Below are 22,300 nucleotides of genomic sequence, written 5' to 3' on the forward strand. Positions count from 1 at the left end.
CTGAAAAAAATATTGAATCCTTTACGTACAGATTCAAGTGACCCTTGTCATTTTTTGGCAAGTTGTCTTGAAGGTTAATACATGTCGGTTAGTTAAGCGGGTTTATCTTTTTCTAAAAGATCCTGAACAGGCACCTTGAGTACTTTTGAGATTTCGAAAAGTACTTCTACTGCTGGCTGACGGTGATTATTGACATAGCGGTTTACGGTACGGTATTCCAGTTCCAGTTCGCCAGCGAGCCATGCCTGCGTTTTCCCCTCATTTTCCAGGACTTCAGCGATTCTATTGTATTTTTTAGGTCTTGCTGACTTCTTTTTAGCCATGCACCGAAAATAGTTCTAAGACCAACTTGGACATGAGATCAAAACGATCTTATCTTCATACTTTCAGGTCTTTTAGTCAAATAGTCATGAAAAAGAAAAAAACCAGCCAAGCCGTAAAAAACAATATCGAGCAGTCGATGCATCTGCAAGATCACCGCGACCTGCGCAAGCAGTACAAAGATCATGAAGCCATCATTGATCATCTTTGCGAAATTCCAGTCACACTGCAGACTTACGAATTTCTGGGAGAGCTCTTCTTCAATTATACTTTGCATGAATTAGAGCAGCACCCACCATCAGAACAATGGAAAGATCAACTAAAATCAATACGAAATGATGTTTATCAACTTTTTGAATTAGCCAGGGCTGCCAGGACTTTGAAAGAGGTAGGTAGAAGAACTCAGAAAAATTAATTTAAAATTTCATGTATCGTATCGCGCAACAGATGCTGTTTTTTGGTGCTGTCTGCTGGAAAGCAGAAAATCTACACAATAAGGTTCAGTAAATGATATAATACATTATTCAGTGGGCGATAAAAAAAGTTCTAGACAAAATTTTCCTGCACTATTTTCTTAAAAACTTCAGTTGTTAAGGGCTTATGTATAAATTCTTTCACTACAGGTATTGCAGCAGCTCTATCCCTGTCGTCTGGATTAACACTCGTTGTTAGCATGGCTATTACTGCCCGTTTGTGAATATCTACTGAGAGTTCGTTATACTTATCCAGAAAATCCCAACCGTCCATACCCGGCATATTGATGTCCAGAAAAATAATACCCGGTTGAGGACAATCAGCAAAAGCGTTTCTGCATAACAAAAAATCCAATCCCTCTTTAGCTGAGCTTACAGTTTGTATATGCACTTGAGTGCATTCTTCCTTCAATATAATTTTATGATAAAAGTTAGTCGCCTCATCATCATCAATAAGTAAAACACATTCCAGTTTATTAATTTTTTCGCTCATACAATTTTTGATAAAGTAAAATAAAACGAAGTCCCGACACCTTTAATGGATTTAAGCCAAATTTTTCCGCCATGCAACTCTACTATCTTCCTACAGTAGGCCAGCCCCAGACCCGTTCCTTCGTATTGTGATGCAGGATGCAGGCGCTGAAAAATGTAAAATATTTTTTCGTAGTCAGCCTCATCAATTCCGATACCATTGTCCTTTACACAGAATTCTATATGAGTGCTCGTGCTATGCGCAGACACTTCAATGCTGGGTGCTACATCAGCGCTTCTGAATTTTAATCCATTACTGATCAGATTCTGAAAGAGCATACGTAATTCAACTGGATTACCTTTAACCATCGGCAGCGAACGGATAGTAATAGAACCATTGGCAGCTTTTAAAGCTGCATCAAAGTCCAACATAATATGATGTACCAACTGCGGGCAATCAACCATTTCCGTTTCTCGCTTGCTACCAATTCTGCTAAAATCTAACAATCCTTTAATCATGATCGTCATCCTGTTGGTTGCAGAAATTATATAGTCCAGTATTTTTCTTCCTTGATCGTCAAAACTTGCGTAGTATTCACGTGTAATGAGTTGGGTCATGTTACCGATGGTGCGCAGTGGTTCTTGTAAATCATGACTTGTAATACTTGTGAAACGTTCAAGTTCCCTATTTTTAACTATTAAATCCGCATTCAGATTTTCGAGTTTTAACTTGTGATCTGATAACTGCTGCTGCTGTTCATCCAATTCTCTTACTTTATCCAGTAATTCACCTGAACTTTCTGTAAGTCGTTTGTTAATTCCTTCAAGACTTGAAAAACCACTTTTAGCGATAAATACCATGACCACACAAATCCAAATGACCACTAATGATATAACGAAATTTGCTTTTGATAATTCGCCCGGATTGACAGCCATTTCTTCTGACTGTGATGCAGAAATAATGGTGAGTACGGTACAGATTATTGCTGTATAAGTAGTAGAACGTTTTCCAGGCAAGAGCCAACTATATAGGATTACTATGGCATACATACTGGCCACCGCTACTGTGCTATCGGTGTTTAAATCCACTACGAAAACAATACTCGCAATTAATGTCGCCATAAAAATCAAGACGGCATTCTGAAGAAAGATCATGTATCCTTGTTGAGTCGTCATTCGTCAGTCTTATTGTTCAACTGCATTTTTAATTCAGCGATCTCGGTCTCATACTTTTTCAATTGTTTTTCTAACTTATAAGTTTTTAACTCATCATCGGATTGTACATCAATAAGTTTAGGTAAATCCCTGATAAGCACAAAGGCAGTGGCCAAACTCACAAAGGCCGTCAACGCCCGTAGAAGTGCGCTTACGCGATATCCTGGCCACCAAAACATCAATGCATCAATAAGGTGGGTACTCCCACATAAAATGATAAATGCACCGAATAGCCAGAAGACCGGTAAGAATGGCAAATTGTGCCGCTTTTGAATAAAAAAAATGATAATAGCAGGGATCACAAAATAGGCTAGCCAGATAGCAATGTCGCTGGTGATGTATAACCACCCATGAAACGATGACCACGTTCCACACACCCAACGTGCTGGCCAATCATCGGTCTGAAATAGTTTAGAAAAGAATTCAGTAATCTGCTCCATACGATTTTGGATTATTTTGAACAAAATAAGTAAGTACTTAAAAGCAGAAGTAAAGGGCTTTTTACGAGTTAATGCCCATTTCATTATTGTATCAGTAAGATGCAATTTTTTGAAATATATCCCCTCTTTTTGAACATATATCCTGCAAGAAGTTAACAAAGTAAAACCTGGGAGAAAGGGGGCTTCTCTACGCGATCTGGATTATTACCTGGCAGGTTTTAAAGGAAGTTTATAAAAAAACGAACCTCTGCTCTGCCTTGCTGATGATGACAAAAAGGAATTCCCTTCAAACAAAGCATACTTCTATCCATTTTTAAATAAGTAATAAAACGTCAGGATAAAATTTATATTCCTCATTATCAATTACTTATGGTTAATATGAGAAAAATAATACCAGTATACTAAACACTGTTCAGAATATTTTCGTTGTTTTGTGCACGATATGGGAGTAGCCGAAAGAAAAGAGAGACATAAGGAAGATCTGAAAAAAGATATCCTCACCGCAGCGAAGCAACTGTTTACAGAAAAAGGTTTCGAAGCAACCTCTATTCGCGCCATCGCGGAGAAAATCGAATACTCTCCTGCCACCATTTATCTCTACTATAAAGACAAGAATGAAATTGTTCATGCCCTCCATCAAGATGGTTTCAACTTGCTATTACAACATTTCAGCAAAATTGATTTTGAACAACCTGCATTTTCGCGCCTGAAAGCCCTGGGCAGAGCTTATATGCAATTTGCTTTTGACCATCCTGACGTTTATGCACTCATCTTTTCGATGAAGGAGCCCATGCAGCATGTAACGGATTGTGAAAAAGAATGGCATGAAGGTGATCGCGCTTTCTCATTACTATACAAGACTGTAGAAGATTGCAAGCAAGAAGGTTATTTCAATGGACTGGAGCCTGTTGGTTTGTCTTTTATGATCTGGAGCAGCATGCATGGACTCTGCACGCTTCACACCAGTGGACATTTAGAACACATGGCTGCCTCCTGTGCTGAAGTAACCGCGTTGAACATGGATGTAAATACCCTGATAGAACACAACTTCGAAACATTTATAAAGCTTTTAGAAAAACTTAAAAACTAAAATTTTTTACCCTCTCACTTAACACTGTTCAGTATGAGAACACCATTAATAACCCTCCAGCTACTGGTAATATTGTTTACAACGCAGTCGCTATACGCACAAAGCCTTGATGATTATATCCGACAGGGCATTGATTCCAATCAGGTGCTGCAACAAAAAACAGTCATGTTAGACAAAGCCATGCTTGCCCTCAAGATTGCCAATGGCATGTTTGCGCCTTCCGTTGGTCTTATCGGCAACTATACCACGGGCGATGGGGGCCGAAGCATTGCCCTGCCTGTGGGCGATTTACTCAATCTGGTATATGCCACACTCAACCAACTCACCACCAGCGATCAATTTCCACAAATCGAAAATGTAAACCAGAACTTCTTCCCTAAAAACTTTTATGATGTGCGCGTACGCACCTCCATGCCGCTGATTAACACAGACCTTCTGTACAACAAGAAAATTCAGCAACAACAAAAAATGTTGCAAGAATTTGAAGTTACTATTTATAAACGTGAGCTCGTAAAAAATATCAAAACAGCCTACTATAATTATTTGAATGCCCTGGAAGCACAAGGTATCTACCAAAGTGCCATGAACAGAGCGCTGGAAAGCAAGCGTGTCAATGAATCATTATTGGCGAATGGGAAAGGCTTACCCGCGTATGTACTGCGTGCTGAAAGTGAAATTGAAAGCATTAAAGCCCAAGCCACTGAAGCGGAACAACAAGTAAACAATGCCAAGCTCTATTTTAATTTCCTGCTTAACAGAGATAGCAATGCAAGCATCAATGCAGATTTTAATGCAGTAGAGGCTGTCAACGCAGTAAGCGGTACTTTTCAAAATGAAAATACTTTGCGCGAACGCGAGGAGCTATTGCAGCTGCAAAGCGCAGTGGAACTCAATACTACCGTGTTAAATATGAAGCAGGCTTTCTGGATGCCGAAACTAAGTGGCTTCGTTGACCTTGGTGCGCAGGCCGAGAATTTAAAATATAATAATGATGCTAACTATTATTTAATTGGTTTACAGCTTGACATGCCTTTATTCGCAGGCTTTACCAATCGTCATCGCATACAGCAATCGAAGCTTGATGTGAGAAATGCTGAACTCAACCGCAGTCTTGTCTCGAATCAACTAAAAATGAGTATACAGTTTGCCCGCAATAGTGTAAGCAGTGCTTATCAGAACTATGTATCAGCTCAGAAACAATATGAGGCATCACTCAGCTATCAAAAATTAATCGACAAGGGTTACAAAGAAGGCGTGAGCACTTTTATTGAAAGCATTGATGCCCGTAATCAATTAACCACCACACAGCTCTTACTGAATATTAATCGATATAAAGTACTCATCGCTGCTGCCAACCTGGAAAGGGAAACAGCTGCTTACGCTCTCAAATAAAATTATTAAACGACCCCGGAAATTATACAACACCATGAAACGAAACTCCCTATTACTCATGTTAGCGGCCCTGGTTATTCTTCAGGCCTGCAGCACCAGCGAAGGCAATAATGAAAAACAACTTGCCAAGGATGTTATTCCTGTTACCGTTAAAACCATTACCAAAGAAAAGCTTAATTCCACTATTCAAAGTTCTGGTGTTTTCACTACAGATGATGAGACCTTTTTATCCTTTAAAACCGGTGGTGTTATTGACAAGATCTTTGTAAAAGAAGGTGATGCCATTAAGAAGGGGCAAACATTGGCACGCTTAAACCTTACTGAAATTGCTGCGCAAGTATCGCAAGCCAAACTAGCTTATGAAAAAGCCAAGCGCGACTACAACCGTGTTGAAAATTTATATAAAGACAGCGTAGCTACCCTTGAGCAATATCAAAATGCCAAAACAGGTATGCAGTTAGCACAACAACAAATGGATGCTGCCAATTTTAATCTCAGCTACTCTGAAATAAAAGCGCTCAGCGATGGTTTTATCCTTCGCAAAATTGCCAATGAAGGGCAAGTGATTACTTCGGGGAGTGCCGTGTTTCAAACCAATGGCGCTTCACAAAACCAATGGAAGGTAAAAGTAGGTGTGAGCGATCGGGAGTGGGCTTTAATCAATGTGGGTGATGTAGCACAAGTGAGCACAGATGCTACACCTGATCAACTGCACGAAGCTTTGGTTAGCAGAAAATCAGAAGCAACTGATGGTCTTGGAGGTGCATTCAATATAGAACTTACGCTCAAAGATAAAAGTGAAAACCTGGCGAGTGGTCTGTTTGCTAAAGTAAGTATCACCACTCGTAAACAACAAAGTGGCTGGCGCATTCCATATACAGCGCTTTTAGATGGTGACGCGCAAACAGGTTATGTATACACCACCAACGATTCAAAGACGGTAGAAAAAACAATAGTAAGCATTGGCAGTATCACCAAAGATGAAGTAATCATTTTGTCTGGTTTGGAAAATAAACAACTCCTGATCGTATCGGGTAGTGCCTACTTAAAGGACGGTTCATCCATAAAAGTTATCCAGTAGCTTAATCTTTAATCACGTACTACGATCTCAACAGATCCAATACTACTATGAAAATATCAGACTATGCAGTAAAGAATTATCAGTTTACGCTGGTGATCTTTCTAATGATAATAGCACTTGGAGCGACCACCATCCTTACGATGCCACGCTCTGAAGATCCTGAACTTCATGCACCACAATATCCTATCGTAGCTGTTTTCCCAGGAACCAGTCCTAAAGACATGGAAGAGCTCGTGGTTGAACCACTAGAACAAAAAATTTCTGGACTCGAGGGTATCAAACGCATCAAAACCAATATTTCTGATGGTGTAGCCGTTCTATTTGTAGAATACATTTACGAAAGTGATGTAGATGACAAGTATTCTGAGTTGGTCAGGGAGGTTAACGCCTTACGCAGCGAGCTACCACAAAACCTGGCGAGTCTTGAAGTGCGAAGGGTACTGCCATCGGATGTAAACATTATTCAGATTGCCCTGGTCTCTGAAAGCGCACCACGCGATAAAATGAAAGAGGCTGCTGAAGATTTACAGGATAAGCTTGAGCAAATCAAGCAACTTAAAAATGTAAAAATTCATGGCCTGCCCGATCGCATAGTACGCATAGACCTACAGTTGGAAAAAATGGCGCAGTTACGTATTCCACTGGAAGCTGTCATCGGTAATCTGCAAAGTGAAATTGCCAACATTCCTGGTGGTAGTGTTGATGCCAGCACCAAATCATTTAACATTAAAACCAGTGGTAACTATAAAGACGCAGAGGAGATACGCAATACCATTGTGCTTTCTTCCAACAATAAAAATATTCTATTAAAAGATATTGCTGCTGTTTATTCAACATATGAAGAAGAAACACACATCACCAGGCTTAATGGTTACAGAAGTATTTTTATAACTGCTGCACAAAAACCAGGTGAAAATATTTCCAAAACCCAGGAAATATACGCGCCTGTTATTGAAGAATTTAAAAAGACGCTCCCTGCTAATATTGATCTTGTACATCACTTCGATCAGGCAGATAACGTAAATAAAAGATTGAGTGGTTTAGGAATGGATTTTATCATCGCTATTCTATTAGTAGCGATTACCCTGCTTCCCCTCGGGCAACGTGCCGCCATTATTGTAATGATCTCCATTCCACTTTCTTTGGCTATTGGTATTGTATTAATGAATGCCATGGGCTACACACTTAATCAATTAAGCATTGTTGGTCTAGTGGTTGCACTTGGTTTATTGGTTGATGACAGTATTGTAGTAGTGGAAAATATTGAGCGCTGGTTGCGAGACGGTCATAGCAGAATGGAGGCCACCTTAAAAGCTACACAACAAATAGGCTTGGCAGTAGTTGGCTGTACAGCTACACTCATCATTGCATTTTTACCCTTGGTGTTTCTACCTGAAGCAGCCGGTGAGTTTATCAGAAGTTTGCCGATGGGTGTGATTACTTCCGTACTGGCTTCTATGTTGGTTTCACTTACCATCATTCCATTCTTGTCGAGTCGTTTATTAAAAGAACCACATGGCCATCCTGACGGAAATATTTTCATGCGTGGACTTAAGAAATTAATCAACGGCAGCTACTCAGTATTACTAGATAAAGCCTTAGGCAAACCCTGGTGGACTATAGGGATTGCCTTGATTATTTTTATCGCTTCGCTTCAACTTTTTCCTGTTATTGGTTTTAGTTTATTCCCTGCCTCGGAAAAACCACAGTTTCTGGTAGAGATCACTACGCCCTTGCAATCAAACCTGGCTTACACCGATAGTATTACAAAAGCGATTGAAAAAGAACTGAGTCAGTATGAAGAAATACAATATGTGGCTACCAATGTAGGTAAAGGTAATCCGCGCATCTATTATAATGTAATTCCTGAAAATGAGCGGACAGATTACACTCAGCTTTTTGTTCAACTACATGAAGATACACCTCCCTTTAAAAAGCTTGCCTTGATTGAAACCTTGCGCAGTAAGTGGACACCATACCCCGGTGCCAAGGTTGAAGTAAAAAACTTCGAGCAAGGGCCACCGATCAATGCTCCAGTAGAGGTGCGGTTGTTTGGCGATAATTTAGACACCCTGAGAAGTCTTGCTGTAAAAGTAGAACAAACTTTAGAACAAACTGAAGGCACGCTGTATATAACCAATCCTGTTACCCACCTCAAGTCTGATATTAAAGTGGATATCAACAAAGAGAAAGCGCAGATGTTGGGCATTCCTACCGTTACGATTGATCGCACGGTGCGTTTGGCAGTAGCCGGATTAAACGTTGGTAAATTCTCGGATGAAAACGGAGATGACGTTGAAATTCTTTTAACAAAAGCGAATCAGGGTCAGTCTACACTCGATGCATTAGAAAATTTATATGTCAACAACCAACAAGGCCGGGCTATACCACTCAAGCAAGTAGCTGATCTCCGGTTAGAGTCATCGCCAATTAATATTAATCACTACGATAAGATCCGCATGGTTTCAGTTACTGCCTTTGTGGGTAAAGGATTTTTAGTAGACAACATTATTAATGATGTAGTAACTAAAATGGATGCGATGTCCTTGCCAGCGGGTTATACTTATGGCATGGGGGGTGAAGTTGAAAGCAGGCAGGAATCTTTTGGTGGATTTGAAAGTGTTATCATTGTCACCATCTTCTTATTTATCGCTGTACTTATTCTTGAATTCGGCACCTTTAAAAGTACCTTAATTGTACTATCGGTTATTCCTTTGGGCATAGTCGGTGCTGTACTTGCTTTACTCATCACGGGTAATTCACTTTCATTTGTTGCCATCATCGGACTTATCGCGTTGGCTGGTATTGAAGTAAAGAATACAATCCTTCTGGTAGATTTCACGAACCAATTAAGAGAGCAGGGTAAATCATTAGAAGATGCCATACGCGAAGCAGGTGAAGTACGCTTCCTCCCGATCATCTTAACTTCTATGACTGCCATTGGTGGATTATTACCGATAGCCTGGTCATCTAATCCTTTAATATCACCTTTGGCTATTGTGCTTATCGGTGGATTAATCAGCTCAACCTTACTTTCAAGAGTGGTGACACCCGTTGTGTACAAACTGATTCCTCCACATGTTGAAATAAAGACTGAAGCTGCCAAATAAAATTTACTTAATCGTAGTAAGTATATTAAAGGTCATGATGCAGATCATGACCTTTAATGTTTTTAACAGTGTTGGTTTCATTTTAGTATAACGTTGGTTGAACCATTCGTTGCTTTAACGAAACATGATGTCGCTCATCAGCAAAATCAATTTTTACTTCATCTTCATGCGTTATATAGGCTAAACAAAACAACCTAACACATGAAACTAAAATTATTCATCATCACCGCAGGTATCGCTGCAGCAGCGATGCTAAGCAGTTGCCATATGGAAGAAAATAAGCAGTTGAGAACAACTGTTGATTCCCTTCAATCGGAGCTACAGACAAGCCTTGAGCTTGCACAGACCTTGAATGATGTAGGTGTGCTGATCGATTCAATTGATTTGAGCAGGAATTCATTGAGTCTGCATATGGTTGAAGGCACCTCTTATGCTAATTACACCGACAGACTTAATAATATCAATGATTATGTTAAGCAAACATTTGACAAACTGGCAACTATGGAGGCAACTATTAAAAAGTCGAAAGCGGATAATCGGTATTATGCCAATACCATTAAAAAGCTGAAGCATGATCTTGAATTAAGTACTGCTCAATTAGTTGCCCTACAGGAAGAGGTAGAAAAGGTGAGATTGGAAAATAGTGAACTGGCCTTAGTTGTAAAGCAGAAGGATGAAGCGCTTTTTGAAAAAACTGAAATGATACAGTTGAATCAACAGAGCATTGTTTCCCTGCAACAAAAAGTAGATGGGTTGATCCTCGAGGCTTCCAACACGCAGGCTGAATCATACTTTAAACAAGCGCAGGCACTTGAGACTGCAGCAAAACGAACCAAGCTGGCACCTCGTAAGAAAAAAGCTACCCAACAAGAAGCACTTGAATTATACAAATTAGCAGCTACCCTGGGTTATGCCGAAGCGGAGCAACGCATCGCTGCCTTAACAAAAAGCATTTAAGGGCTTATTTTATTTAACAATAATGGATCGGTCGCTACATCAGCGACCGATTTTATTTTGGAGAAAATCAATCTTTTAGCCGAATCCATTTCGCCACGAACTGGGTATACGCGAAAAAGAAGTTTCTACTTAATAGAGGAAAAATGTCCTGAAAAGTCAATTTTAACTGATATTCAAGAAAATTCGCCTATTTAAATCCATTTGTTCGTGCCTTATTTCTGTCTAAAAAGTTTAATTAGGTTAACGCTTTTCTAAGTAATAGGAGTTCCTTACTTTTCGGAGTGCATGAAAGGTAAAATAATCATCTTATTCTTTCTGCTGTTTGTTTACACACCTTCCCCAGCACAAAGTGAACAAGACAGTTTGAAAATAATCTCTGTCCTCTATAGAGCGCAAAGCATCAGGCTTAATAATCCTGACAGTGCCATCTATTATTGCAAACAAACTATTGCATCGCTTAAGCCAAAAAATAACTACCTCAATGGCTTTGCCTATTATACACTTGCGTACAGCAACTGGGTTAAGGCTAATTATAAACTAAGTGCAGAATATGGTTACCGGTCCCTCAAGTTCATAGAGACCACCCCGTATGATTATGAAAAGTCGCTTGTACTCCTGGAACTTTGCCGAACGTTCCTCGATCTGAAAAATCCTGAAGAAGGAAGGAAATACCTCAAAAGGGTTTATGATATAGCCATTCTCCATCCGGAAGAACCAAAAGTACTTGCGAATTATTACAGAGAACTTTCATTCTATTATGCTGCTATTAACCAAAACGATTCCGCTGTCTATGCTTCAGACAAAGGCATTGAAATCTATGAACTCTTAAATGATTCGCTTAACAAAAGTGTTCTTTACGGAAGAAAGACCCGCATTTTGTTGTCGGAAAATAAGTTTCAGGAAGCCTTACAGCTTGCGGGTAAAGCAATAGTATTAGATAGTCTGGTGAAGAATAAACGTGCATACGGTATTAGTAATTATCAGCTTGCTTCAGCCTTAATTGGTTTGCAGCAATACGACAAGGCTATCGGGTATTTAAAAAAATCTATAAGCACAAGCTATGAGATAAACAATTGGCAGGCACTCTTCAAAGCGCATGAAAAGCTTAGCGAGGTTTACCTTGCTAAAAAAGAACCCTACAAAGCACTCGAACATACTCAGCTGGCTGCCCGATTTAAGGATAGTCTCTTTAATGCAACCTCATCAGGTCAGATCGAGGAGATGAAGATTTTGTATGAAACCGAGCAAAAGGATAATACCATTTCATTATTAGAAAAAGAAAATGCGCTCAAACAACAGCAAAGTAACAATCAACGCATCATTGTATTTTCACTGGTAATTATCATTGTGCTGTTATGGGCGCTATTATTCATGCAAATGAATGCTAAAAGAGCGCATAGAAAAGCAAATGAAGAGCTCTCTTCAAAAAACAAATCGATTGAACAACAAAAAGAAGAAATGCAGGTACAAGCTGAAAAATTGCATGATCTGAATCAATTGAAATCGAAACTCTTTTCTGTAATCAGTCATGACCTGAGAGGGCCTATCAATAATCTTCAGTCACTGTTAGACCTGTTTTCAAAAAACTTATTAACGCAAGAAGAGTTTATCAAACATTCCGACAAGTTAAAGGCCAATGTAAATGTTACACAACGCACTCTTGAAAATCTATTAAATTGGTCCATGAGTCAGATGGAAGGTATAAGGACCAGACCTGCCATTATCGATATTAAAAGTACTATAGACGAAGCCGCCCGTTTATTACACGACATTGCCAATCGTAAAGAGGTTCACATAAAAAATAATATTGCGGACACAATACTCGTCTACGCTGATCCTGATCAGGTGCAGGTGGTATTGCGTAACCTCATTCACAATGGAATCAAGTTTTCTAAATCAGGCACCACTGTTTACGTATCGGCAAAAATATTGGATAAACATTGCCACATCATTGTAAAAGATGAAGGCATTGGTATGACAGCGAGTGAAATAGAACGTCTTGAGCTTACCAAGGATCACTTCACCAAGATTGGCACCTTACAGGAAAAAGGAACAGGGCTCGGTTTTTTACTTTGTCGAGAATTTGTCGAGCACAACGATGGACAGATTTATGTAAAGAGTGAGTCAGGTGCAGGTACTGAAATTACTTTTACTCTCCCGCTGGCCTAGCCAATAAAATTTATCTTTCTATGAGAACCGTCACAGTAAGGTTTATTCGCTGATGCACCACAACGGCAAAAAGCAGTCACATTATTTTTCTTAGTCAACACACCTTCTTTATCTTTTACCACCACATTTCCATATACCAATAAGGGACCATTCATACTGGTTTCAACAATGGTTTCTGATTGTACTTGCACATGCTTTTGTTCAGTGTCGCTGTTCATGTAATAACTGAGGGCACCGCTGGGGCATTTTTTAACTTGTTCTATTATCTTTTCTGTGGTACCATGTTCGGGTGTAATCCAAGGTCGCTTATGTGGATCGAATACTTCACCAAGACCGCGAAAACAGATTGTTGAGTGTATGCATTCGCTTGGTTTCCAAACAATAGTGACTTCACCATTGCTGTACTTTTTGGTTATGTCTTTTTTATCCATGGGCTTTATTTAGTTAACCAATGAAAGACTGGTGTTTATTTGAATTGGATTTGTCAGCACCTTATGCACAGGGCACAATTTAGCAATCTGCAACATGCGTTGGTGTTGCTGTTCGTCAAGCTTGCCTTTTACTTCAACATGGGTTTCAAAGGCCGTTCCGCCTTCCACATCTTTCGAAACTACGGTTACTTTTATTTCCTGCACGTCAAAATTTTTCCTGTTAGCGTACATACGCAAAGTAATCGCAGTGCATGAAGCCAGTGACATTCTTAAGAAATCACCGGGTCGGGGTCCCAAATCCTTTCCTCCCACATCCAGCGGTTCGTCAGCAATAACAGTGTGCGTTCTGGCGACTAATTCCGTTTTATAAACATCCTGGCCAATGGTGGCTACTGCTACTTTTTCTTCCATGCTAAAAGATACCATTTTTTACAAAATGTTCCTGAAGCAACCGCTCTCTGGCAGCCAATTCTTTTTTACGAATCTCTTCAGGCATTTCCTCTATTGGTGCAGGATAGCCAACCGCCATCATCACGCCTAGTTCAAAATCATCCGGTACATTAAAAAGTGCTCTTGCTTTTTGGTGGTCGTAACCCGCCATTTGTCTCACCTGCAACCCTAAGTCCACCGCTTGTAAAGAAAGCAGTGTATTGGCTGCCCCTAAATCATATAATGTATAAGCGTTAGGTGAATTAAAGCGTTTAAATACTTTTCGGGTTACACTAAAAATTAACAGTGGTACTTGTTGAACCCAGGTTCTGTTACCTTCATTCAGTACGCTGAAAAATTTATTCCATAATTCTGTTTGGTCTCTCGTAGCAAATAAATATTGCCAGGGTTGCTCATTCATGCTGGAGGCAGACCAGCGTGCAGCTTCAAACAAGGAGTTTATCTTTTCAGGCTCTACCAATTTTGTAGAAAAAGCCCTTGAACTTTTCCTATGTTTAATCAGGTCGGCCACTTCAAATTCAATATTGGCTGATTTAGTCATTGCGGTTAATTCATCGATCATCGCTTACAAACAATATTCATGTGCATTCGGTTTACTTGCTCCACCTAGGAATACCCCAAATCGCCAAAAAACCTGAAAAAGCATGCATGGGTGCGGCTAAAAGTGGAAAGGTGCTGTCCAGGACTGTGCCATCTGGTAGCTGAGGTGTTGTAAACACAGGGTAGAAGCTAAATAAAGTGAAACCAACACTAAGCACTAGCCATAGTAGCTGTCCTTTGGGCACAAAACGCACGAAGACAAAAAACAGCAATGCACCGATCAATACAGGTAAGATGGATGAGATGGTTACTGCCATAAAAAACCCCGCAGGAATAGTAGCACCCAGTGCACTGGCGATTAAGCTCCATACATTATTAATGCCGGCTCCGATAACTCCGGCAATTAGACCAGCCTTTAAGGCTTTGACTAAGGTTAGTTGGTTGTTTGACATAATTTAGAATTTAGAATTTAGAATTTAGAATTTAGAATTTAGAAGCTAGAGGCTCGAAGCTCGAAGCTAAAATTAAAACTACTCCTCCACCAATATCCCCATCTTGCCTAGCTGATAATCGCGCATGGCTTCCATGATTTGTGTTTGATTGTTCATTACAAAAGGACCGTGCGACACTACCGGTTCATTCAAAGGCTCACCACTCAATAAAAGTAATCGAGTATCTTCACTAGCCTCGAAACTGATGCCCTCACCATCTTGTTTAAAGTAAATCAGATGCAACCCTTCAACTAACCCATAACCATCCAGTTTTATCTTTCCATCCAAGAGGTATAACAACGCATGATGATTTTTGGGTAACTCATAGGCAATACGTCCACCCTGCTTTGCATAAACTGTTGCTGCATTGACAGGGCTCAGTGTATTCACTTTTCCTTTTACACCTTGCAACTCACCGGCAAATACATTTGTGCTGATCAATCCATCTGTTGAGGCAAATGAAGGTACTTCACTCGCCTGTAAGGGAAAGTAAGATGGCTGATCCATTTTATGTTTAGCAGGTGTGTTAATCCATAATTGAATAATCTCTTGCCGACCACCAATCTCATGAATATCTGGCGCGGGTCTTTCGCTGTGTATAATGCCCATACCGGCATTCATCCATTGCGCACCTCCTGCATACACTACACTATTATTACCTCGACTGTCACGATGGTGTACACCACCTTCAAAAACAAAAGTAACTGGAGAAAAGCCCCTATGCGGATGTGGATCTACACCACTATGCAAAGGGGAACGGTGCACAGGCACTTTTATGTTAGCATGGTGTAATAATAAGAATGGATCTACCTGCTGCACCTGCTGGGTTGGCAAGGGTTGCCGAATGGGCAAGCCTCCCATATCCATGGGGTGAGCATACAATAAATGAGAAACAGATCTTGTTTTCATAACTTAATTTATAGTTTGCCTCCACAGCAAAAATTCTAAATTCTAAATTCTAAATTCTAAATTCTTAAATCATACTTTATTTCATCGGAACCTCCATCAGCAAAACTTCAGCATCGCTATCGGCCACAAGAGTAAGTTTATCAATATCCCAAATGCCTAAGCCATCACGCTTATTCAATTTTTGTCCGTTAACACTTACATCACCTTCAATCACAAAAACATAAACACCATTACCCGTTTTGTTAAGTGAATATTCTTTACTAAAGCCTTTTGTGAATTTTCCGAGTGAAAACCAGGTGTCCTGATTTACCCATAGCGCCTCCGTGTCTTTGGCAGGCGACACAATGTTCTGCCATTTATTTGTGCGACCTTCTACTGAGAATTGCTTTTGATCGTAGCGTGGCTGTACATTTTTTTGTCTGGGGAAAACCCAGATTTGTAAAAGATTTACATCTTCTGTGGCTGATGCATTTACTTCACTGTGTTGCACCCCCGTACCGGCACTCATTACCTGCACCTCTCCTGCTTTGATAATCCCATGCCCCCCTGTGTTATCTTTATGCTCCAGGGAACCACGCAAAGGAATGGTGATGATCTCCATATTATCATGTGGATGCTGACCAAAACCTCTTCCCCCCTGTACGATGTCATCATTCAATACCCGCAAAGCACCAAATTGCATGCGGAGTGGATCGTAATAATTAGCAAAACTAAAAGTATGGTGTGCGTCTAGCCAACCGTGGTAAGCATGACCGCGACTATCGGCTTTATGATATACTGTTTTCATGGTTTTTGTTTTTTGTGCATTTGAAACCAATGTGGCGGCCATTAACAAAAGCATCAAAATGCTGTTCTTATAAGTTTTCATAGGTTATAACTAATCATATACACGCGAATGCTGAATTAAAGTTACAACAATTATTGTATATACAACTATTTTTATCTTAACTCGTTTATATGGACATTAGCGCATGGATTAGGGCTTTTTGCTCCAAAAAGTGCGAAAATTCATGTAAAGTATAGATTTTATGAAAAACCAACTGATCAACGGCATACACCACGTTACAGCTCTGGGCGATGATGCTCAAAAGAATGTAGATTTTTATTCAGGTATTTTAGGCCTGCGTATGGTGAAGAAGACGGTAAACTTCGATGCACCCGATGTATACCACTTATATTATGGAAATGAAACGGGTAGCCCTGGCACCATCATGACTTTCTTCCCTTTTCAGGGAATGATGAAAGGCAGACATGGTAAGGGTCAGATGACAGCCACCTCCTTTTCTGTACCGGATACAAGTCTTGATTACTGGCTTAAGCGTCTCAAGAAATTCAACATTCAACATAAAGCACCACAACAAAGATTTGATGATGAACTCTTCATTTACTTTGAAGATGTACATGGTCTTGGTTTAGAATTAGTCTTTAATAAAGACGATCAGCGGCCTGGTTTTACGTATGGACAAATTCCAATTGAACATGCTGTGAAAGGATTTCACGGGGTAACACTTGCGGAAGAGGGTTATGAAAGAACAGCAGCACTCTTGTTGCACGGCATGGATCATCAATTACTCAAAGAAAAAGGAAATCGTTTTCGTCTATCTGCCAGTGGTGTAGCTGGAGATTTTGTTGACATAGTCAACACACCGGAAAGTGATCGTGGTGTAGGAGGTAGCGGAACTATCCATCACCTGGCCTTTGCCACAACAGATGATAACTCACAACTGGAAGTGCGTGAAAAATTATTATCGAAAGGTTACAACGTAACCCCCGTGCTAGACAGACAATATTTTCATAGTATTTATTTCCGCGAACCCGGGGGTATACTCTTTGAAGTTGCTACCAATCCACCAGGATTTGCAATCGATGAGCATCCTGCTCATTTAGGTGAAGCCTTAAAGTTACCACCCTGGCAGGAAGCTTCGCGCTCAAGCATTGAAAAGGGCTTACAACCCATTAAAGTGAATACGGATAAATTCATGGACTAATGACACATATTAAAAAGATAATAGAAGCAGGCTTACCATTACCTCAGGCAAAGAAAGCCTTGATCTTATTGCACGGCAGGGGTGGGAGCGCAGAAGATATTTTAACCTTGCGCGAACATCTGCCTGTACATGATTTTTACATTGTTGCCCCACAAGCGACCAACAACTCCTGGTATCCATTGAGCTTTTTAGCGCCCATACAACAAAACGAACCCTGGTTCAGCAGTGCTTTGGCTTATGTAAAAAGTATTGTTGACGACATTCAGGCAGCAGGTATTCCAGCTGAACACATTTACATCGGTGGTTTTTCGCAAGGTGCTTGCCTCACCTTGGAGTTTACCACACGCAATGCCCAACGCTGGGGGGGAGTGTTCGCGCTGACAGGAGGTTTAATTGGCGACAAAGTTTATCCTGAACATTATCAAGGTGATTTCGCGGGCACTCAAGTATTTATTGCCAATAGTCAGAATGATCCGCATGTTCCCCTAACACGCAGCGAAGATTCAAAAAAATTGATGGAGAAAATGGGGGCTAAGGTTACAGTAAAAGTTTACCACGACAGGCCGCATACGATAGTGATGGACGAATTACAGGAGGCTGGGAAGATTTTGATGGGTTAATCTCATCCAGATCTGTCGAATTGTTTGGGGTGTTCTTTAGAAGATAATAAGATAAATTAAGCAGGTGTTGATTCTGTGAACAGCAAAAGCTCATCAATACCTAAGGATTTAAAATCTTCCATTAAACCATGGTGTATTTCGAAGGTCTAAAGAATATGAAAATCGTACTGCCCTTAATCACTTGTGCAATGCTTTCTATAGCCTGCCAAACTGAATCTCCCTTTACACCAGCTAAATGTGAGTTTACACCCTTACTTCATACAAACCTTGTCAACCTGACCAAGGCTTTGCCCACAGCGGTTACAAGCGCATTAGTCAAAGATCCAACACCTGAAGGTGCCTTAGGTCGAAATCGTGAAGCGTATTTTCATGTACGCTTCCAATTAGATATTGCGTTCCTGGCTTCCTATGCTGTGCAGTATGAAAGTGATGAGGCCTTGGAAAAGTTTATTAAGGCAGTTGAATATTCCTATGCTTATCAAAAGCCAGCAGGTGATTTTGAGTTAGTCATTCCAGAAAATCTTGCTGACCAAGGACAACCAGCTGAGGGAGATCTGTCAAGTGGCATCGCCTTTTTTACAGCTGCACTCGGGCATTCATTAATCCAGCTTGAGCAAGCTGCCTGGTTTCAAAACAGGCCGCCTGATTTGCTAAGTGAGCGATTGGCTTTACTTCGACCAAAAATTGAAATGGGGTTACTCTATTTATTATCACAAAAAGAAATACTCAAAATCTACGATCAAAATGCACCTAATCGTTTACTCTTTGATGCATTGGCCTATTATTCATTGGGCACTTACTTAAATAATGAGGAAGCGAAATCAGTAGGACTAGATTTCATTGAACTCGCTTTAACGAAACAAGATGAGCTTGGCTACCTGATTGAAGGAGATGGATTCGATAGCAGCTATAATGGGGTATCACTTCGTCTGGGTATTCTACTACTTGGCATTATAGAACCAACAGAAACAATCTACGCTTCACTGCAACAAGCAATAGTCTGCTGCGCATCCTGGCAAGCTTCGCGTGTTTTAACAACTGGAGAAATAAGCACTGAGGGTAATACACGCGTATATCCCGGAGGTGAAGACTTTCTAGGAGAAGAAAAAAAAATGGCGTGGATTGACACCTTACTTTCCTTTTATTACATGTATGCTTTAACTGGACAATCTAGCTACCTGAATCTGGCTGAAAGCATAAAAAGCTTTTATGAATAAAGTTTGTTAAGAAAAGTAATCCTATAATTTCTGCAGCAATAGTTTCTTATAAGTAGCACCAATAGGCAATGTTTCACCATTGATAATTACTTCGTCTTTAGTAATCTCATCAACAGCACCCAAGCGTATAATAAAAGAATTATGGATGCGAACAAAATCATCCTGTAGTTCTTGCTCCAGCTGCTTCATCGACATCAAAGTCATGGTTTTACTTGTCTTGGTTACAAAAGTAACGTACTCACGAGAACCTTTAATATAAAGAATTGAACCCAAATCTATTTTAACCAAACGTGTACCGTCTTTTACAAAAATATAATCCTTGTCATTTCCTTGAACCGGTGGCGTATGCGAAGTTTTTAGTTGGAATCGCTCTGTAATTTTGTTTACTGCCTTTAAGAAGCGGTTGAAATCGAAAGGCTTCAATAGATAATCAACAGCATCAAGCTCAAAACCTTGCAAGGCATATTCTGCGTAAGCAGTAGTGAAAACAACGAGGGGTGTATGGGAACTTGACTTCAGGAAATCTATACCTGTTAATTCGGGCATTTGTATATCCAGAAAAATAAGATCAATCTTTTGCTTAGTCAGCATGGTGCGCGCCTCTAGCGCATTTTTAGCAGAAGCCACGAGGGTAAGCTCTTCTGTTTTCTGAATAAACTCTTCCAGAAGCTTACGCGCATAGGGCTCATCATCAACAATCAGGCAGCGAATCATATTATCTCAATTGTAGTTGAACGGTATATACTTCATTTTGTTTAGTGATTTGCAAACTGTGCCGATTGGGGTAGCCTAGTTGTAAACGTCTTCGCAAATTCTCTAAGCCAAAACCTGATGCCTGTCGGGTAGGATCGATACCAAGAATACGGTTGGATACTTGGTAGTAAATGACACCCTTTTCAATTTTCAGTTTCAGTTTTATCCAGCAATCCTGTTCCGTATCCCGCACACCATGTTTAAAAGCATTTTCCAATAAGGTAATGAGGGTAAGGGGTGCAATATTCACATTATCCATATCTCCTTCTTTTTCAAAAGTAAGATTCAGCACCTGACTGAGTCTGATTGACTCGAGGTGAATATAATCATGGAGGTAATCAACCTCGTGTTTCAAAGGAACTTCTGTTTTATTCGCTTCGTAAATCATGTAACGCATGATATTCGACAGCTTAATGATTACCTCAGTTGCTTTGGCAGAACCGGTATACACCAGGTAATTTAAATTATGCAAGGTGTTAAATAAAAAGTGAGGATTGATTTGTGCTTTCAAATAATTAAGCTCGGCTACCAGTTTTTCATTCTCCAATTGTTTCTGTCTCGATTCAAAATCAAAACGATCAACTGTAAATCGAATCATTCCGGTAAACATCATAAACACTATTGTATCCCAAAAGGTACTAACAATCCGGCTAAGCTTTACTGTTTGGTAGTAGGCTTCATTCTTCACGATCTGTGGTAAGATTAAATTCTCTGCAAAAATTCTGAGGCTCACCACTCCAGCAATCAGCAACAATAACCAGCTGATGTATTGCCAGATCTTCTTCTCCGTCAGCCAAAAAGGCAAAATCAAAAAGTAATGCAGGTAACTTGCCAATACCAAAAAACTCAACCGAAGAGAAATATACCCAGCGCCTTTAACCAGGCCTAAATAAGCCTGGAGATCGTAAATGCTGTAGGTGAAGTAAGCAAGCCAGAAAGATAGGTGCAGCATCAACATCCGATGCCGGGAGAAAAATGATGACTTCATGCTGGGTTAATATAGCTAAACCTGATCAATGATTGTAAAACTTCAATCAAGCCTTTCAACGGATCAACAAAATATAAGATTCATTCAACGGATTGAGGCTGTTGATGGATCAGTTCATTTCGATGATTTTTCTATGCAGTCCATTGATATTTTTTAACGGAACTCTAACGCATTCGTAACTACCAATAAAAAGTTATGACAAAATTTATCCTTACACTGAGCCTGACACTCTATTTCTCAACATTGAAAGCACAGGTTGATACCATTTATGCTATCCCGAAAAAGTTAATAGAGGCTTCGTTAAAGCAAGGCACAAGCCAGTACCTGGTGTTTATTAAGTTTAAACAAATGCCTAAACAAAGCAAAACATTTGTCTGGGACCGGAAAGTCGCCATTAAACAAATAAATGGTAAAGATCACATTGAAGTTGTGCAGCATTGGTATGGCGCTGACAGCACTGATTACCGTTATGTGTATTCTTTGGTGGATAAAGAAAACTACTTACCCACCTACCACAAAACCATCTTATCAAGAACGGGCATTGAAGCTTTTGATTTTTACGATAATAAAATAAAAGGTTCCGATTCAGTTGCGAATAATAAAAAAGCAGCTTTTGAATTAATTACCCAAAAACCACTTAACTGGGAATTGGATTTAGAAACCTTTACACTACTGGATTTAAAAGAGGGCAAGCGTTTTGCCATTAACTTTTATCATCCTGGTGGCAGAAGCAACCCGCAATTTTATGAGTACAAAGTTACAGGGTCGGAAAAAGTAAATACTATTGATGGTAAACAAATCGACTGCTGGAAACTACGCATTGATTATAATGCTAAATCATATGCGGTTTTCTATATCAGCAAAAAAAATAGAGAGGTTATTAAAATGGAGGAAGACTTTGGTATGGGTACACGCTATAAAGTGAAACTCGCCACGAATATGTAAGTGAAATAATGCATGCTAGTACGCTGGCTTACATTCCTTTCTCCAACATTTCAATTCAATTCTATGATAAAAGCACAACTATTTTATATCAGCTAAGGCCTTAAACCGATGCCGCCAGGGTAAGTGCATACTTTGCTTGCACTGCCATGGCAGGCATCCGATTTAATGCCAGAAAGCCAATATTATCCGGAGAGCTACGTTTACTGAGGTATAAAAATAATTTTTACGAACTTTAGTACTGGATTTTGG

General features: G+C 39.9%; 23 protein-coding genes. 11 read left to right on the plus strand and 12 right to left on the minus strand.

All coding sequences use genetic code 11. The features are described 5' to 3' along the window. Positions 1 to 92: 92 nt before the first annotated feature. The gene (locus ACO1XM_RS08375) at positions 93 to 323 is read right to left on the minus strand and encodes a helix-turn-helix transcriptional regulator (protein WP_486227806.1); all 231 of its coding nucleotides are present in this window, start codon (positions 321 to 323) and stop codon (positions 93 to 95) included. A gap of 86 nt (positions 324 to 409) precedes the next feature. On the opposite strand from ACO1XM_RS08375, the gene ACO1XM_RS08380 reads away from it, so the two are divergent. Then, positions 410 to 736 carry a hypothetical protein gene (locus tag ACO1XM_RS08380; RefSeq protein WP_486227808.1) on the plus strand — a complete coding sequence of 109 codons (327 nt, stop codon included), beginning with the start codon at positions 410 to 412 and terminating at the stop codon, positions 734 to 736. A gap of 131 nt (positions 737 to 867) precedes the next feature. On the opposite strand, the gene ACO1XM_RS08385 is transcribed toward ACO1XM_RS08380, so the two are convergent. Genes ACO1XM_RS08385 through ACO1XM_RS08395 form a run of 3 tightly spaced genes read right to left on the minus strand, consistent with a single transcriptional unit; the run spans position 868 to position 2,920 of the window. Then, entirely contained in the window at positions 868 to 1,287 is a 420-nt protein-coding gene (locus tag ACO1XM_RS08385; protein ID WP_486227810.1) for a response regulator, read from the minus strand. Next, a complete protein-coding gene (locus ACO1XM_RS08390) occupies positions 1,284 to 2,387 on the minus strand; it encodes a sensor histidine kinase (RefSeq protein ID WP_486227812.1) in 1,104 nt (367 codons plus the stop codon). The genes ACO1XM_RS08385 and ACO1XM_RS08390 overlap by 4 nt, the downstream gene beginning before the upstream one ends. Before the next feature lie 50 nt (positions 2,388 to 2,437). Continuing rightward, positions 2,438 to 2,920, minus strand: coding sequence for a hypothetical protein (locus tag ACO1XM_RS08395; RefSeq protein ID WP_486227813.1), 483 nt, complete (start codon positions 2,918 to 2,920; stop codon positions 2,438 to 2,440). 442 nt (positions 2,921 to 3,362) lie between these two features. Here ACO1XM_RS08395 and ACO1XM_RS08400 point away from each other — a divergent pair, with 442 nt between their 5' ends. The 6 genes from ACO1XM_RS08400 (at position 3,363) to ACO1XM_RS08425 (ending at position 12,719) form a co-directional block, all read left to right on the plus strand. Continuing rightward, complete coding sequence (locus ACO1XM_RS08400; RefSeq protein WP_486227815.1) at positions 3,363 to 4,010, plus strand: TetR/AcrR family transcriptional regulator; 648 nt, start codon at positions 3,363 to 3,365, stop codon at positions 4,008 to 4,010. Between the two features lie 33 nt (positions 4,011 to 4,043). Further along, positions 4,044 to 5,402: a TolC family protein gene (locus ACO1XM_RS08405; protein ID WP_486227817.1), complete on the plus strand. Its 1,359-nt coding sequence runs from the start codon at positions 4,044 to 4,046 to the stop codon at positions 5,400 to 5,402. 34 nt (positions 5,403 to 5,436) lie between these two features. Beyond that, positions 5,437 to 6,483: an efflux RND transporter periplasmic adaptor subunit gene (locus ACO1XM_RS08410; protein ID WP_486227819.1), complete on the plus strand. Its 1,047-nt coding sequence runs from the start codon at positions 5,437 to 5,439 to the stop codon at positions 6,481 to 6,483. Between the two features lie 47 nt (positions 6,484 to 6,530). Then, positions 6,531 to 9,593 carry an efflux RND transporter permease subunit gene (locus tag ACO1XM_RS08415; protein ID WP_486227821.1) on the plus strand — a complete coding sequence of 1,021 codons (3,063 nt, stop codon included), beginning with the start codon at positions 6,531 to 6,533 and terminating at the stop codon, positions 9,591 to 9,593. 201 nt (positions 9,594 to 9,794) lie between these two features. Next, positions 9,795 to 10,550, plus strand: coding sequence for a hypothetical protein (locus ACO1XM_RS08420; protein WP_486227823.1), 756 nt, complete (start codon positions 9,795 to 9,797; stop codon positions 10,548 to 10,550). Between the two features lie 285 nt (positions 10,551 to 10,835). Then, positions 10,836 to 12,719, plus strand: a complete 1,884-nt coding sequence (locus ACO1XM_RS08425) for a tetratricopeptide repeat-containing sensor histidine kinase (RefSeq protein WP_486227825.1) — start codon at positions 10,836 to 10,838, stop codon at positions 12,717 to 12,719. On the opposite strand, the gene ACO1XM_RS08430 is transcribed toward ACO1XM_RS08425, so the two are convergent. The 6 genes from ACO1XM_RS08430 to ACO1XM_RS08455 form a co-directional block, all read right to left on the minus strand. Next, complete coding sequence (locus ACO1XM_RS08430) at positions 12,716 to 13,150, minus strand: (4Fe-4S)-binding protein (protein WP_486227827.1); 435 nt, start codon at positions 13,148 to 13,150, stop codon at positions 12,716 to 12,718. The two genes, ACO1XM_RS08425 and ACO1XM_RS08430, sit on opposite strands and share 4 nt — an antisense overlap. 9 nt (positions 13,151 to 13,159) lie before the next feature. Further along, positions 13,160 to 13,561, minus strand: coding sequence for an OsmC family protein (locus ACO1XM_RS08435; RefSeq protein WP_486227829.1), 402 nt, complete (start codon positions 13,559 to 13,561; stop codon positions 13,160 to 13,162). Between the two features lies 1 nt (position 13,562). Further along, a complete protein-coding gene (locus ACO1XM_RS08440) occupies positions 13,563 to 14,141 on the minus strand; it encodes a nitroreductase family protein (RefSeq protein ID WP_486227831.1) in 579 nt (192 codons plus the stop codon). A gap of 52 nt (positions 14,142 to 14,193) precedes the next feature. Next, a complete protein-coding gene (locus ACO1XM_RS08445) occupies positions 14,194 to 14,592 on the minus strand; it encodes a hypothetical protein (protein ID WP_486227833.1) in 399 nt (132 codons plus the stop codon). A gap of 78 nt (positions 14,593 to 14,670) precedes the next feature. Beyond that, positions 14,671 to 15,540 (minus strand): pirin family protein, encoded by an 870-nt coding sequence (locus ACO1XM_RS08450; protein WP_486227835.1) that lies wholly within the window; start codon positions 15,538 to 15,540, stop codon positions 14,671 to 14,673. Between the two features lie 76 nt (positions 15,541 to 15,616). Continuing rightward, entirely contained in the window at positions 15,617 to 16,408 is a 792-nt protein-coding gene (locus ACO1XM_RS08455) for a pirin family protein (protein WP_486227837.1), read from the minus strand. A gap of 160 nt (positions 16,409 to 16,568) precedes the next feature. Here ACO1XM_RS08455 and ACO1XM_RS08460 point away from each other — a divergent pair, with 160 nt between their 5' ends. The 3 genes from ACO1XM_RS08460 to ACO1XM_RS08470 all read left to right on the plus strand — a co-directional run bounded on the left by ACO1XM_RS08460 (position 16,569) and on the right by ACO1XM_RS08470 (position 19,365). Beyond that, the gene (locus tag ACO1XM_RS08460; protein ID WP_486227839.1) at positions 16,569 to 17,528 is read left to right on the plus strand and encodes a ring-cleaving dioxygenase; all 960 of its coding nucleotides are present in this window, start codon (positions 16,569 to 16,571) and stop codon (positions 17,526 to 17,528) included. Continuing rightward, a complete protein-coding gene (locus ACO1XM_RS08465; protein WP_486227841.1) occupies positions 17,528 to 18,148 on the plus strand; it encodes an alpha/beta hydrolase in 621 nt (206 codons plus the stop codon). Before ACO1XM_RS08460 ends, ACO1XM_RS08465 begins: the two co-directional genes overlap by 1 nt. 155 nt (positions 18,149 to 18,303) lie before the next feature. Further along, positions 18,304 to 19,365, plus strand: coding sequence for a hypothetical protein (locus tag ACO1XM_RS08470; protein WP_486227843.1), 1,062 nt, complete (start codon positions 18,304 to 18,306; stop codon positions 19,363 to 19,365). A 21-nt stretch (positions 19,366 to 19,386) separates the two neighbouring features. On the opposite strand, the gene ACO1XM_RS08475 is transcribed toward ACO1XM_RS08470, so the two are convergent. Further along, the gene (locus ACO1XM_RS08475; protein ID WP_486227845.1) at positions 19,387 to 20,079 is read right to left on the minus strand and encodes a LytR/AlgR family response regulator transcription factor; all 693 of its coding nucleotides are present in this window, start codon (positions 20,077 to 20,079) and stop codon (positions 19,387 to 19,389) included. Position 20,080: 1 nt separating this feature from the next. Continuing rightward, the gene (locus ACO1XM_RS08480; RefSeq protein WP_486227847.1) at positions 20,081 to 21,106 is read right to left on the minus strand and encodes a sensor histidine kinase; all 1,026 of its coding nucleotides are present in this window, start codon (positions 21,104 to 21,106) and stop codon (positions 20,081 to 20,083) included. A gap of 195 nt (positions 21,107 to 21,301) precedes the next feature. Between ACO1XM_RS08480 and ACO1XM_RS08485 the strand changes: the two genes are divergently transcribed. Beyond that, positions 21,302 to 22,051: a DUF3108 domain-containing protein gene (locus ACO1XM_RS08485; protein ID WP_486227849.1), complete on the plus strand. Its 750-nt coding sequence runs from the start codon at positions 21,302 to 21,304 to the stop codon at positions 22,049 to 22,051. The last annotated feature ends 249 nt before the right edge of the window (positions 22,052 to 22,300 follow it).

This window comes from Chryseotalea sp., from assembly GCF_057350905.1.